The sequence below is a fragment of the Sorangium sp. So ce295 genome (assembly GCF_051527405.1).
In the GTDB taxonomy this organism is placed as follows: Bacteria; Myxococcota_A; Polyangia; order Polyangiales; family Polyangiaceae; genus Sorangium; species Sorangium cellulosum_B.
On sequence record NZ_CP150324.1, the window covers coordinates 9,455,883 to 9,469,674 of the forward strand.

Consider the following 13,792-nt stretch of genomic DNA (forward strand, 5'->3'; position numbering starts at 1 on the left):
GCGCTCACGGCCCGATCTGCACGAGGAACGCGTCGCCGGCGCCCTGGCTCACGGCCGTGGCTGCCCCGCGATCGAGGACGCCGTCGAAGCGGCCGGTCACCCAGCCGTCGCCGAGGAGATCGACGGCGACGGCCGCGCTGCGCTGCTCGCCCGAGTCGCCGAACGAGCGCAACCAGATCGGGTTGCTGGCAGGGTCGAGCTTCGCCACGAACACGTCCGCGGCGCCCGTGGCCGAGTGCGCCTCCGTGCCGATGTCCAGGTTCCCCAGGAAGGAGCCGGTGAGGAGGATGTTGCCCGCGAGATCGACCGCGACGGAGGCGCCCTCCTGGTCGGCGTCGTCGCCGAAGTCCTCGCACCACTGCAGGACGCCGTTGTCGTCCAGACGGATGAGGAAGACGTCCTTGTCTCCATTGCTCGTGAGCAGCGACTCGCCGAGGGAGAGCGCTCCCCGGAACGAGCCGGTCACGAGGATGTTGCCCGCTCCATCGACGGCCACGCCGAGCGCCTCGGCCGCGTTGGTCGCGTCGGCCGCCTTGCTCCAGACGTGGTCGCCCGAGGGGTCGAGCTTCGCGACGAACAGGTTGGTCTTGGCGTCGGTGGTGAGCGGCCTCTCGCCCCCGAGATCGACCTCCCCGCTGAACCAGCCGACGACGACGATGTCGCCGTCGCCGTCGACGGCGACGCCGGTACCGGCCTGATCTCCCTGGCCGCCGAGCCGCTTGGCCCAGTCGACGTGGCCGGCGGCGTCGAGCTTGACCAGGAAGGCGTCGCTCCTGCCGTGGCTCTCCAGGGTGAACCGCTCGCCCCGGCGGCCCTCGCCGAAATCGAGCGTGCCCGAGAACTCGCCGGTGATGAAGGCGTTCCCCGCCTGGTCCACGGCGATCGCCGCCGCGTGTTGCGTGGCCTCGTCGCCGAACCGCCGGCTGAACTGGTGCGCCCCGTTCGCGTCGAACCGCGCCACGACGACGTCGGCGCGGCGGCCGGCGCCCTCGAGCACGCCGCCGCCGAAATCGACGTCGCCGGCCGCGCTGCCCGCGAGCACCACGTCGCCCCCCGGCGCGAGCGCGACCGCCCGGGCGACGCAGTCCGCGAAGCGGCGGCCGAACCGGAACCGACCCTCGCGCCTGGAGGCGTCGCGGGAGAACGAGACGAGGAAAGCGTCCGGCTCGCCGAGCGCGCCCAGCTCGTCCGACGGGCCCGCGCCGAGATCGGTGCTGCCCGACGCCGAGCCGACCACGACGACGGCGTCGGCCGAGGCGGCGATGCCCAGGCCCTGCTGAGCGCCGGCCCCGCCGAGCGCGACGCTGTGCACGGGGTCGCCCGTGCACGCTCGCCCGTCGCAGTTCTCGTCCTCGAGCGTGGCGCAGCTCTCGAACGCGGGCAGCACCTGGCCGACGCAGGCGCCGACGTCGGTCCCGTCGTCATTGCACGCGGCGACGCCGCCGACGCAGAGGCCGACGCCCCGCGTGCCCTGCGGCCCCGCGTAGCAGTCCGCCTCGGTGAGGGGAACGCAGATCTCCTGAACCTCGCCGCCACCGCCCACCCCGCCGCCGCCTCCCCCCGCGCCCACCGGCGCGGGATCCGCCGCGACGTCGGGGAACGGCGCGATGAAGGCGCACGCGCCGAGGCCGGCGCAGGCGAGGGCGAGCGCGGCGACGGCGCCCGCTCCGGGGCGAGGTGCGCCGCTCACAGCACTCCCCGCACGGCGACCCCGGCGCCGTCCGCGCCGACCCATGGCGAGAGCGCCGTCGGGCGGGGGGCGCGCGGCGCCGCGGGCGCAGGCCGCCGCCCGGCGGCGTCCGGAGGAGCCGCGGGCGAGGAGGACGAGGGCCAGAAGAGGTAGGTGGCGAAGCCGCCCGCGATGACGGCGGCCCCGGTGAGCACCGTGCTCGTGACGGCGAGCGCTTGCCCGCGATCGTGCAGCGCCTGCCGCTCGCCCAGCGAGCCCGGGGCAGGGTTCTCGTTCTTCTTCAGGAAGCTGTGCCGCACGTCGTACGCCATGGCGCCCGTGACCACGGCGCCGGCGGCGAGCGCGGCCGCCGTCCCCACGACGATCACCGGCGAGATGCGCGGGCCGGGCGCGGGCGCGCTGGGCAGCGCCGGGCGCGCGGGCGCGCTCGACCGCAGGACCGCGAGCGAGCGCTTGCGGCCGAGCTCGGCCCGCAGCTCGACGACCGCGCCCGTCTCGGCCTGCACCGTCGCCTCGAACCGCGCCGCATAGTTCTCGGCCGCCACGACGACCCGCCGCGCCCCGGGGCTCACGAGGATGGCCGCGCCGACGAGCGCGGCGTGGATCGGCTCACCATCGATCTCGACGCGCACGCCGGTCGCGTCCTCGGGCAGCTGCAGGACGATCTGCGACGTCTTCACGCGAAGCTTCTCTAGTCGCGCCCGCGACTCCCTGGCGAGCGCGATCTCGTTCCGCGCGGTCGCGCCGGACGCAGCGAGCTCAAATGCGTTGAGCGCCTCGACGACGTGGCCGAGCGCCTCGTGACAGACGCCGAGGTGATACCAGAGAGGCGGGGACACGACGATCTTGCTGATGCGTTCGTACGTCTCCAGCGCCTCTGCCCACCGGCCGCTGTCCTCCGCGGCGAGGCCGAGCGCGAAGAGGTGCCGCGCGGACGCGAGGTCCGCGGCGCTCGGCTTGTGGGGCGCAGCGACAGCCGCAGTGTCGCTCGCGACCGCGGCCGGCGGCGCGCGGCCGGCGTCCTCCGGGGAAGGCTCGGCGAACGCAGCCGGACCGACGCCGACCAGGGCGAAGAATACCACTCCGCCGATGGTGATCCGATGCTTCACCCACGCCTCCTTCCATCACCAAGCGATAGAGGCAGTCTAACCGTACTCACGCCGACCGATCCTCGACAACTGGAAAATTGTTTGAGATTAGCGTCCGATCCTGGAACGCTCTTGCACGACCCTCCTGGAACGCTCTCCCACTGTCGGTGAGAGCTTCAGCATGGTCGGACTCACGACGACACAGGAGTCGCAGGTACGAGCTGTGATAGCGCCCGTCGATCTTGTGCCAGGCCAGCTTCTCGGCCGCTATGAGCTGCTGATCGCCATCGCGCAGGGCGGAATGGGGACCGTGTGGGCGGCCCGAGAGCGCGGCGGGGCGGCGGGCGACAAGATCGTGGCAGTCAAGACGATGCTGCCGGCGCTCTCCAGCGATCCGCGCTGCAAGCGCATGTTCCTCACGGAGTCGCGCATCGCCTCCCGGATCAAGCACCCCAATGTGTGCGCGATCCTGGATCAAGGTGAGCAGAGCGGGGTGCTCTACTTCGTGATGGAGTGGATCGACGGCGACGCGCTCGTGGCGCTGCTCGGCGGCAGCACCCGCAAGCAGGGCAGCCCGCTCCCCCTGCCCGTCGCGGTGAGGATCGCGATCGAGGCGGCGCGTGGGCTACATGCGGCCCACGAGCTACGGGACGACGGCGGCGCGCTGGTCGGGCTCGTTCACCGGGACGTGTCGCCGCACAACATCCTGATCACGCGGGACGGCTCGGTCAAAATCGCCGATTTCGGCGTGGCCAAGGCCATGGCGCAGGTGGACAACCCGACGACCAACACCGGGCACATGAAGGGCAAGATCCTCTTCATGGCGCCCGAGCAGGTCTATAGCGAGCAGCTGGACCGGCGGTCCGACGTCTTCGCGCTCGGGATCGTGCTCTATCAGCTGACGACGGGCACGCACCCGTTCGCCGCCAGCCACGACCTCGCGACGATGGCGCGCATCGCGCGGCCCGAGCCGGTCGATCCGCCGGGCCCCCTCGTCCCCGGATACCCCCCCGCGCTCGAGGCGGCGGTGATGCGCGCGCTCGCCAAGGATCCGGCCGAGCGCTTCGCGACGATGGCCGAGCTCGCGGACGCGCTCGAGGCGGTGGACGCCGCCCTCGGCAGCCGCCCTGGCGAGGTCACGGGGTACATCCGCAACGCGCTCGCCGCGCGCACCGCGCGTCGCACGGCGCTGATCAAGGACGCGTTGCGCGCCGCGGACGGCAGGGCGCGGGGGCGCGCCCCCTCGCGCCTGGACCCGCGCCGCCGCGCCCGGACGATCGCCACCGCGGCGGCGCTCGTCGCCTCGGGCGCGCTGCTCGGGGCGGCGACGCTCCTGTGGATCGGCCTCGGGGAGGGCCCCGGCGCGCCGCCCGTGGCGGTGCCCGCGGCGCCGGCCGTCACGGTGGAGCCGCGCCCGGGGGTCGCCACCACCGAGCCGCGCGCCCCGGAGCCCGCGCGCGTGTCAGAGCCGGCCCCGTCCACCGCGCCCGCAGCGCCGCCGTCCTCCACCCCCGCCGCGAGCGCGAGCCCGCCTCGCTCCCGATCGCCTGCCGAGACCGGGCGCGCCAAATTCCGCGAGCCCGGCTTCTAGCGCGCGCCGCGGCCCCGCCTCGCGCCGAGGAATATTCGATCGGCGCCGGTTGTCCTCGGGCGGCCGGGCTTGCTATGAGCTCCCACCCGTTATGCACGACGTACGCGCCCTGAACGAGCTGGTCGCCAAAGAGAGCGCCTTCATCGACACCCTGCTGAGCGAGGTCGGCAAGGTCATCGTCGGCCAGACGTACATGATCGAGCGCATCCTCATCGGGCTGCTCACCGGGGGGCACGTGCTCCTCGAGGGCGTCCCGGGCCTCGCCAAGACGCTCACGGTGCGGACGCTCTGCGACGCCATCCACGCGAAGTTCTCGCGGATCCAGTTCACGCCGGATCTGCTGCCCGCCGACCTCATCGGCACCGTCATCTACAACCACCAGAAGGGCGACTTCACCTCCAAGCTGGGCCCGATCTTCGCGAACCTCGTGCTCGCCGACGAGATCAACCGCGCCCCGGCGAAGGTGCAGAGCGCGCTCCTCGAGGCGATGCAGGAGCGGCAGGTCACGATCGGCGACACGACCTACCCGCTGCCGAGCCCGTTCGTGGTCATGGCGACCCAGAACCCGATCGAGCAGGAGGGGACCTACCGCCTCCCGGAGGCGCAGGTCGACAGGTTCATGCTCATGGTCAAGGTCGGGTACCCCGGGCGGGCCGAGGAGCGGCAGATCATCGACCGCACGACGGCCGTGATCGAGGGCAAGGCCGCGAAGGTGACGACCCCCGAGGAGCTCGTGTCCGCGCGCAAGGTCGTGCGCGACGTGTACATGGATGATCGCGTGAAGGACTACATCGTGGACGTGGTCTTCGCGACGCGCGAGCCCGGGCAGAAGGGGATGCGGGAGCTGAGCAGCCTCATCGAGTACGGGGCGAGCCCGCGCGCCTCGATCGCGCTGGCGCTGGCGGCGCGCGCGCACGCCTTCCTGCGCCACCGGGGCTACGTCACGCCGGAGGACGTGAAGGCGATCGGCCCCGACGTGCTCCGGCACCGGGTCGTCCTGACCTACGAGGCGGAGGCCGAGGAGGTCACGTCCGAGCAGATCGTCCGGCGCGTGTTCGAGGTGGTCGAGGTGCCGTGATCAAGGCCTCCGGCTCGAAGAACCCGCTGCCGCCGGAGCTCCTGAAGCAGCTCCGGCGCATCGAGATCCGGACGCGACGGCTCGCCAACGAGCAGCTCTCCGGGACGTACTCGTCCGTCTTCAAGGGGCAAGGGCTCTCGTTCCGCGAGGTGCGCGCCTACCTGCCCGGCGACGACGTGCGCTGGATCGACTGGAACGTCTCGGCCCGCATGAGCGAGCCGTTCGTGAAGGTGTTCGTCGAGGAGCGGGAGATGACCGTCATGCTGGTCGTCGACGCCTCGCAGAGCGAGCAGTTCGGCACGCGGCGCGCGTCGAAGGCGCGCGTCGCCGCCGAGATCGCCGCGCTCTGCTCCTTCAGCGCCATCAAGAACAACGATCGCGTGGGCCTCGTGCTCGCGACCGAGGCCATCGAGAAGCTCGTCCCGCCGAAGAAGGGGGACAAGCACGTGATGCGCGTCATCCGGGAGATCCTCGGGCACGAGCCGAAATACACGGGGACGAACCTGAAGCTCGCGCTCGAGACGCTGGTGAAGGTCGCCGAGCGGAGGAGCGTGGCCTTCGTGATCAGCGATTTCTTCGCCTCCGGCTTCGAGCGCTCGCTCTCGCTCGCGAGCGCCAAGCACGACGTGATCCCGGTGATGCTCGTCGACCCGCGCGACGAGGAGCTGCCCGACGTGGGGCTCGCGACGTTCGAGGACCTGGAGACCGGGGAAGAGGTCGTGGTGGACACCGGCGACCGGGCGGTGCGCGACCACTACCGCGCCGCCATGCGCAAGCTCAGGAGCGACCGCGACAAGCTGTTCAAGAAGCTCGCGCTCGACGCCGTGGTGGTGAAGACCGGCGAGAGCTTCGTGAGCCCGCTGCGCGACCTGTTCGCCAAGCGGGCGCGGAGGCTCAGGCGATGAGGGCGCGTCGCTCGGCGGTCCACGCCCCGCGCGGCGCGAGCCCGCTCGCGTGGGCCGCGCTGGCGGCGGCGCTCGCGTGCGCGTCGCCAGCGCGATCGCAGCCGGACGCCGGCGGCGCCGGAGGGCCCGCCGCGGACGACGTCCCGCCGCCGCCGCCTCCGGCGCCGGCAGCCACGGCCCCGGCAGCCACGGAGCGCGGCGAGAGCGTGTGGGCCTCGTGCGCGGAGCACGTGCCGCCCGGCGCGACGCGCCCCCGGATCGAGGAGACGTTCCCGAGGAACGGGTTCAGCGGGTACGCGGCCCACCTCGAGATCACGGTCACGCACGGCAAGGGCGAGACGGTGCTGCCGGAGGGCTTCAAGGTCCAGGGCGACAGCGACGCCGCGCGCGCGATCCAGAAGGCGGGGTTCGTCCTGCCGGAGGCCGACGCGGGCGCGGGGCCGACCAGCACGACGACGGCGACCGACGCCGGCGCCACGACCAGGCTCGTCATCCCGTTCGTCCCGCTGCCCAAGGAGCCGGGGAGGAGCGCCCTCCTGCTGCCGCCGGTGCCGATCGCCGTGTCCCGCGCGAGCGGGGAGCTCGTCACCGTCTGCACCCGGCCGCACGAGATCGTGATCCAGGACCCGATCGCCAACGAGCGGGACCCCAAGGTCAAGCCGAACCCGCCGCCGCGGCCGCAGCGGGAGGAGTGGGTGCTCGCGAAGCAGCTCACGGTCGGCATCCTCATCGGCGCGGCGCTCGGGCTGCTCGTTGCGTGGCTGGTCCGGCGCTGGCTGCGCCGGCCCCGCGTGGTGGCCGCGCCGCCGCCCAAGCTGCCGTGGGTCGCCGCGCTCGAGGAGCTCGAGGCGCTCCGGCGCTCCGACCTGCTCGGCGAGGGGCGGACCGGTGAGTACTTCGACCGCGTGAGCGACTGCGTGCGCAAGTACCTCGGCGCGCGGTACGGCTTCGACGGCCTCGAGACGACGAGCGACGAGATGCGGGACCTGCTCGCGCGGGTGCGCCCGCCCGTGCCGGTGCTGCCGCAGATCGCGCGGTTCCTCGCCGACTGCGACCTCGTGAAGTTCGCGCGCCTCCAGCCGACCGAGGCCGACTGCCTCACGGCGCTCGACGACGGCGAGAACATCGTGCACCGCACGACCCCGCCCGCGGCGCGTCCCGGCGACGGCGCCGGCCCCCGGAGCTCGCCCGCCGGCGGGCAGCAGCCGCCCGCTCGCCCGTCCCGGGCGCCGGAGGAGGCGCCTTGAGCCGCACGAAGCGCGCATCGCTCGCCCTCATCGCGACGCTCGTCGTCGCCGCGCTCGCCTGCGTGTACCCCTACCTCGCGCGCCGCGACGCCTGGTCCTCGGCGAGCTGGCAGAACCCGTGGTTCTTGCTCGCGCTCATCGCGGTGCCCGTCGTCTGGTACTGGGGCATCTTCGCGGAGGACGCGCGCAGGCCGCGGCTCCGGCTCGGCACGGTCGCGCCGCTCGCGCGCGGGCCGCGCGGCCTGCGCAGCCACCTGCGCGACCTGCCGGGCGTGCTGCGCGCCGTGGCGCTCGCGCTGCTCGTCCTCGCGATGGGGCGGCCGGTCAGCGTGCTCCGCGAGCAGCGCTCGGACGACAAGGGCATCGACATCGTCGTGGCGCTCGACCTGTCGGGCTCGATGCGCGCGATCCTCGACGCGCGGGCGAGCGACCTCCCCGGCCAGCCGAAGCTGCCGCGCGGCAAGCGGCTGACCCGGCTCGACACGGCCAAGCTCGTCCTCCAGGACTTCATCAGCCGCAGGAGGACGGATCGCCTCGGCGTCGTCGTCTTCGGCAAGGCCGCCTACGTGCTGTCGCCGCCGACGCTCGACTACCACCTGCTGACGCAGATGGTCTCGCAGATGACGCTCAACGTGATCGACGGCAGCGCGACGGCGATCGGCGACGCGCTCGGCACCGCGGTCGCCCGCCTGCGCAGGAGCGACGCGCAGTCGAAGGTCGTCATCCTCCTGACCGACGGCGACTCGAACGCCGGGGCCATCTCCCCCGAGTACGCGACCCACCTCGCGACCTCGCTCGGCGCGAAGGTCTACACGATCCAGATCGGCACCGACGACGAGGTCGAGGTCGAGGACGGCATCGATCTCTTCGGGCAGCCGCGCTACGTGCGCCACCGCTTCCCGGTGAACCCCGCGCTGCTCCAGGAGATCGCCCAGAAGACCGGCGGCGCGTCGTACGTGGCGACCGACGCGAAGGCGCTCGCGGACAGCATGCACGACGTGCTCGACCGGCTGGAGAAGACCCGCTTCGAGGCGTCGAGCGCCGCGTACGAGGATCTCTTCCCGTTCCTGCTGCTGCCCGGGGTGTTCCTGATCGGGCTCGACGCGCTCCTGCGCGCCTGGCTGCTCCGGAGGTTCCCGTGAACTTTGCGGCCCCCTGGTTCCTGCTCGGGACGGCGTTCGCCGCGCTGATCGGCCTCCTGCTCATCCTGGGCGGCTTCGGCGTGGCGCGCGCCATCAAGCGCTTCGGCGACGAGGATCGCGTGAAGGCGCTCACGACCGCCGATCCGGCGAAGCGCCGCGCCTGGAAGGGCGTGCTGCTCGTGCTCGCGACGGCGCTCGCGTTCGTGGCCGCGGCGCGCCCCCAGTACGGCAAAGGCACGCGGCTCGTGCCGGCGACCAACGTCGACGTGGTGGTCGTGCTCGACTACTCGAAGAGCATGTACGCGCGCGACGTCGAGCCGTCCCGCATCTTCCGGGCGAAGGTCGAGGTCGCCCGCCTCATCAAGGATCTCGAGGGCGCGCGCTTCGGCGCGGTCGCGTTCGCCGGCGAGCCGATGGGCTTCCCGCTGACCGCCGACGGCGCGGCGATCGCGCAGTTCTTCCGCCAGCTCGACCCGAACGACATGCCGATCGGCGGCACGGCGATCGCGCGCGCGCTCGACCAGGCGAGCGAGCTCCTGAGGCGCGATCCGAAGTCCGCCGAGCACAAGCGGATCATCCTGCTCGTCACGGACGGCGAGGACCTCGAGGGCTACCCGCTGAGCGTCGCCCAGGCGATCGGCGCCCAGGGCACGACGATCCACGTCGTCCAGATCGGCGGGCGCACGCCGGAGCCGATCCCCGAGATCGGCCAGGACGGCCGCATCGTCGGGTGGCGGACGGATCGCCAGGGCAAGCCGCTCACGACCGAGCTGTCGCTGTCGGGCGAGCAGCAGCTCGCGTCGATCGCGCAGGCGACCCCGGGCGGGCAGATCATCCGCGCGGAGAAGGGGACCACGGGCATCGAGACGATCGCCGCGGAGCTCCGGCGGCAGATGAAGAGCGAGCTCTCGGAGCGGGTCGAGACGGTCTACGCGGACGTCTACTTCTACCCGCTCGGCCTCGCGATCCTGCTCCTCATCGCCGAGGTGTTCCTCAAGGACGCTCCGCGCCGTCGCTTCGTGGCGACGCGCCCCGAGGCCGCGCCGAAGCGCGCCGCGTTGCTGAAGGGGCGCCCGCTCGGCGCGGACCTCGCGGCGGGAGCGGGGCAGGCTCCTGAGCGCAACGCGGGAGGGCCGCATGCCGCGTCGTGATCGCAAGCGCGTGGATCTCGCCGGCTTCTTCGCGCGCCGCGGGCGCTGGATCGCGATCGGGCTCGCCGCCGCGTGCCTCACCGGGGCCGCGTTCTCGGCGGCGACCGGGTGCAGCGGGTGGGATCCGACGTCCCCGTTCGAGCGGAACGCGCCGGCGGTCGACCGGGCGATCCGCGATCTCGACGCGGGCAACCTCGAGTCTGCCGAGCAGGCCCTCGCGAGCTACCTGGGGACGGGCCCGTGCAGCGACGCCGGCATCGGGCTGCCGGACTCCGTGCGCCAGAAGCCGAACGGCTCATTCGATCTCGGGCTGACGCTGTTCCATCTGGCCGAGCGCTACGGTCATCGGTTCGGCGACGAGGAGCTCGCGGACGGCGGGCCGGAGCAGGAGCAGAGCGACGCGCTGCGCGGGATCGAGATCGACTGCGCGCTGATCCTCCTGAAGGCGATCGGGGCCGATCCGAGCGTGCCGGCCGACCTGCGCGCACGGGCCCGCTACCTCTCGGGCAACCTCGAGTTCTTGCGGCGCAAGTACGAGGACGCCGTGACGTATTACGATCAGGCGCTGGCCATCATCCCCGGGGTCCTCGAGGAGGCCGGCGGCGACGGCGTCGGCCGGGACGCGGCCTGGAACCGGGCGATCGCCCTGCGGCGCATCGAGGACCAGAAGGACGCCGCGCCGCCGGACGCAGAGCCCGACGCGCCGCCGGACGCAGAGCCCGATGCGCCGCCGGACGCAGAGCCCGACGCGGGCGATGACGGCGGCGACCAGGACGCGGGCGACGATGGCGGAGAGCCTGACGCGGGCGACGACGGCGGTGACCAGGACGCGGGCAACGACGGCGGCGACCAGGATCAGAGCCCTGACGCTGGCCCGCAGGACCAGACGCCCGACGCCGGTTCACCCGAGCAACCCGAGCCGCCGCGCGAGCAGCCCCAGGAGCCGCCGCAGACCGGTCGGCAGGACGATCGCATCCTCGACCAGCTCGAGGAGGCGCCGACGTACCAGGAGCAGGAAGCGAAGAACAAGGCCGGTATGCGGCGCGGCCGCGGCATGGAGGACAAGTGACGCGCCCGCTCGCGCTCGCCGCGCGCTCCCCTGCCCCGCTCGCGCTCGCCCTCCCGCGCCTCGCGCCGCTCGCGACCGCGCTGCTCGTGGCGTTGCTCGCGTTGATCGCCCCGCTCCGCGCGCGCGCCCAGCAGCAGCCGGAGCTCTCGGCGCGCGCGAGCTCCACCGACGTCGAGGTCGGCGAGCCGTTCACGGTCGAGGTGAAGGCGCTCGTCGAGCGCGGCGCCGGCATGCCCTCCGATCCGGAGCTGCGTGTCCCGCCCGACCTCTCCATCGTCTCCGGCCCGAGCATCGGGACGCAGATGAAGACCCAGCTCGGGGGCGGCGTCATGATCACGCAGCTGGGCATCAGCGCGACGTGGCAGATCGTCGCGAACAAGCCCGGCCGCTACACCATCCCCGGGCCGACGATCTCGTGGAACGGCAGGCGCCTGCCGGCGGCTCCGATCATGATCAAGGTCGCGCCGGCGAGCGGGCGGCCTCGCCGGCCGAACAACCCGTTCCTCTTGCCCGGCGGCCCGCTGCAGGGCTTCCCGTGGCCGTTCGGCGGCTCGGGCGGCCTCTTCGACGACGAGAGGACCCAGGACGAGCCCGAGGCCGAGGCGACAGAGCTGGCGATGCCGCGCGAGCCGGACCCGGTGGTGTTCCTGCGCGCCATCCCCGACAAGACGACCGCGGTGGTCGGCGAGCAGGTCACGGTCTCGTTCTACCTGTACTTCCGCGAGAACGCCGAGATGACCGAGCCCCGCGCCGCGCCCGCCGCGGACTTCCTTCGCCACCCGCTCCTCGAGGACCCCCGCAACGAGCGCCCCGTGTACACGCGGGTCGGCGGGCACCGCTACGCGGCCCGCCTCGTCGACAAGCTGGCGCTGTTCCCGCTGAAGACGGGCGAGCTGCACACGGGCAGCATGCAGACGCGCATCTCCGGGCGCCGGATCGGCGCGCGCGTGCTGCGCGAATCGAACGACATCGTCGTCAAGGTCACGGAGCCGCCCCTCGCCGGCCGCCCGTCCGGCTATGCCGTCGGCGACGTCGGTCAGTTCACGCTCAAGGCGACGGTGCAGCCGCGCCAGATCGAGCAGGGCGGCTCGGTGGCCGTGACCGTGCAGATCGCGGGCACCGGCAACTTCCCCCAGTCGCTCCGGGTGCCGGAGCGGACCGGGCTCGAGTGGCTCGACCCGGAGAAGCGCGACGCGATCGAGCCGCGCGGCGGCGCGATCGGCGGCACCCGATCGTTCGGCTACGTCGTCCGGATCCAGGAGAGCGGCGCGGTCGATCTCGGGAAGATCGAGCTCCCCTACTGGGATCCGGCGCAGAAGCGCTACGTGGTCGAGCGCGCCGAGCTCGGCGTCGTCCAGGTCAGCCCGGTGGCTCCTCCGGCGTCGTCCGGACCGCCGTCCAGGGCGCCTCGCGCCGAGGGCGACGGCGCTGGCCGGGGCGAGCCGTTCGCCGGCATGCCGGGGCTCCGCACGTCGCTCGGCCCGCACGCCCCGCCCGCGACGCTGCCCCTCGACGGCGCGCCGTTCTGGCTGCTCCTGGCCGCGCCGCCGCTCGTCGTGACGCTGTTCGGCGCGGGCGATCGGCTCGTGCGCCGTGCGCGCGATCGCCGCGCGGCGGGCGCGACCTCGCCCGCCCGGCTCGCGGCGATCGCCCTGCGCGAAGCGGAGGAGGCGGCCGCGCAAGGGGATCTCGGGGCGACGGCCGCGGCGATCGAGCGCGCGGTGCACCGGGCGATCGAGTCCGCGACGGGCCTCCGCTCGCGCGGGGTCCTGCTCGCGGAGCTCCCGGGCGAGCTCGACCGGCGCGGCGTCCCCGGGGCGCTCTCGTCGCGCGCTTGCGAGGCGCTGGCCGCGTGCGAGGCGATCCGGTTCGAGCCGACCGCGCAGGAGGGCGGCGGCGCCGCCGCCGCGGCGCTCGTCGAGCAGAGCCGCTCCGTCGTGACCGAGCTCGCGCGATGGAAGCCCGCGTGAACGGCCGCGGCAGGCGCCTCCTCGCCGGCGCGCTCCTCCTCGCCGGGAGCCTCGCGTCGGCGCTGCCGTCGAGCGAGGCGCGCGCGCAGCCGGCGGAGCCCCCGGAGGTGCTGTTCCAGGAGGGCACGGCCGCGCTCGGCCGCGGCGAGTACGGCGCGGCGATCGACACGTTCGAGCTGCTCGCCGACCGCGGCTTCGTGCACCCGGACGCGAGCTACAACCGCGGGCTCGCCTACGTCACGCGCGTCCGCGAGGGCGCGGATCGCCCGGGAGACCTCGGCCGGGCGGCGGCCGCGTTCGAGGAGGCGCTGCGGCTCCGTCCAGGCGACGCCGACGCGGATCGGGCGCTGGATCTCGTGCGCGCCGAGATCACCCGCCGGCGCTCGCGCCGCGCCACGGATGCGGTCGACGTGCGCCCGACGCTCGGCCGGGTCATCGTCGGCCTCGCCTCGGAGCGCACCTGGGCAGCGGCCGCGCTCCTCGCGTCGCTGCTCCTCGCCCTGGGCGTGGTCCTGCGGCGCCGCCCTGCCGGCCCCGCGCACGTCGCGGGCAGCGTCCTTGCGCCGACGGCGCTCGTCGCGCTGCTCGCGCTGGTGCCGCTCACCTATGCGGCGCGGCACCTCCGCCTCACGACCCGGGCTGGCGTCGTGGTGGTCCCCGAGGTCCGGCTCCTCGACGAGGACGGGCGCGCGCTGCCCCGCGCGGAGCAGAGCGCGATCCCCGAGGGTGCCTCGGTCGAGGTCGGCAGGAGATCGGGCGCGCTCGCGGAGGTCCGCTGGGGCGCCACCGAGGGCTGGGTTCCGGCGTCGAGCATCCGGTTGCTCGCTCCATGAGCCGCGCCATCGTGTGCTAGGTTGTCCG

11 protein-coding genes are annotated in these 13,792 nt (G+C 73.7%); 9 read left to right on the forward strand and 2 right to left on the reverse strand.

What is annotated here, in order from left to right; all coding sequences use genetic code 11:
• Positions 1 to 4 precede the first annotated feature (4 nt).
• Complete coding sequence (locus WMF11_RS35870; protein ID WP_437973929.1) at positions 5 to 1,690, reverse strand: hypothetical protein; 1,686 nt, start codon at positions 1,688 to 1,690, stop codon at positions 5 to 7.
• Positions 1,687 to 2,799, reverse strand: a complete 1,113-nt coding sequence (locus tag WMF11_RS35875; RefSeq protein ID WP_437973930.1) for a hypothetical protein — start codon at positions 2,797 to 2,799, stop codon at positions 1,687 to 1,689. Before WMF11_RS35875 ends, WMF11_RS35870 begins: the two co-directional genes overlap by 4 nt.
• A 223-nt stretch (positions 2,800 to 3,022) precedes the next feature.
• On the opposite strand from WMF11_RS35875, the gene WMF11_RS35880 reads away from it, so the two are divergent.
• The 9 genes from WMF11_RS35880 to WMF11_RS35920 all read left to right on the forward strand — a co-directional run bounded on the left by WMF11_RS35880 (position 3,023) and on the right by WMF11_RS35920 (position 13,764).
• Positions 3,023 to 4,369, forward strand: a complete 1,347-nt coding sequence (locus WMF11_RS35880) for a serine/threonine-protein kinase (RefSeq protein WP_437973931.1) — start codon at positions 3,023 to 3,025, stop codon at positions 4,367 to 4,369.
• Between the two features lie 91 nt (positions 4,370 to 4,460).
• On the forward strand, positions 4,461 to 5,447 hold the full coding sequence (locus WMF11_RS35885; RefSeq protein ID WP_437543928.1) for an AAA family ATPase: 987 nt from the start codon (positions 4,461 to 4,463) through the stop codon (positions 5,445 to 5,447).
• Complete coding sequence (locus tag WMF11_RS35890; protein ID WP_437543930.1) at positions 5,444 to 6,352, forward strand: DUF58 domain-containing protein; 909 nt, start codon at positions 5,444 to 5,446, stop codon at positions 6,350 to 6,352. The genes WMF11_RS35885 and WMF11_RS35890 overlap by 4 nt, the downstream gene beginning before the upstream one ends.
• A complete protein-coding gene (locus WMF11_RS35895; RefSeq protein ID WP_437973932.1) occupies positions 6,349 to 7,599 on the forward strand; it encodes a hypothetical protein in 1,251 nt (416 codons plus the stop codon). The genes WMF11_RS35890 and WMF11_RS35895 overlap by 4 nt, the downstream gene beginning before the upstream one ends.
• A complete protein-coding gene (locus WMF11_RS35900; protein ID WP_437852007.1) occupies positions 7,596 to 8,741 on the forward strand; it encodes a VWA domain-containing protein in 1,146 nt (381 codons plus the stop codon). Before WMF11_RS35895 ends, WMF11_RS35900 begins: the two co-directional genes overlap by 4 nt.
• Positions 8,738 to 9,892, forward strand: coding sequence for a vWA domain-containing protein (locus tag WMF11_RS35905; RefSeq protein ID WP_437973933.1), 1,155 nt, complete (start codon positions 8,738 to 8,740; stop codon positions 9,890 to 9,892). Before WMF11_RS35900 ends, WMF11_RS35905 begins: the two co-directional genes overlap by 4 nt.
• Positions 9,879 to 10,961 carry a tetratricopeptide repeat protein gene (locus WMF11_RS35910; protein ID WP_437903733.1) on the forward strand — a complete coding sequence of 361 codons (1,083 nt, stop codon included), beginning with the start codon at positions 9,879 to 9,881 and terminating at the stop codon, positions 10,959 to 10,961. The genes WMF11_RS35905 and WMF11_RS35910 overlap by 14 nt, the downstream gene beginning before the upstream one ends.
• Complete coding sequence (locus WMF11_RS35915) at positions 10,958 to 12,931, forward strand: BatD family protein (protein ID WP_437973934.1); 1,974 nt, start codon at positions 10,958 to 10,960, stop codon at positions 12,929 to 12,931. Before WMF11_RS35910 ends, WMF11_RS35915 begins: the two co-directional genes overlap by 4 nt.
• Positions 12,916 to 13,764, forward strand: a complete 849-nt coding sequence (locus WMF11_RS35920; RefSeq protein WP_437903735.1) for a hypothetical protein — start codon at positions 12,916 to 12,918, stop codon at positions 13,762 to 13,764. The genes WMF11_RS35915 and WMF11_RS35920 overlap by 16 nt, the downstream gene beginning before the upstream one ends.
• Positions 13,765 to 13,792: the final 28 nt, after the last annotated feature.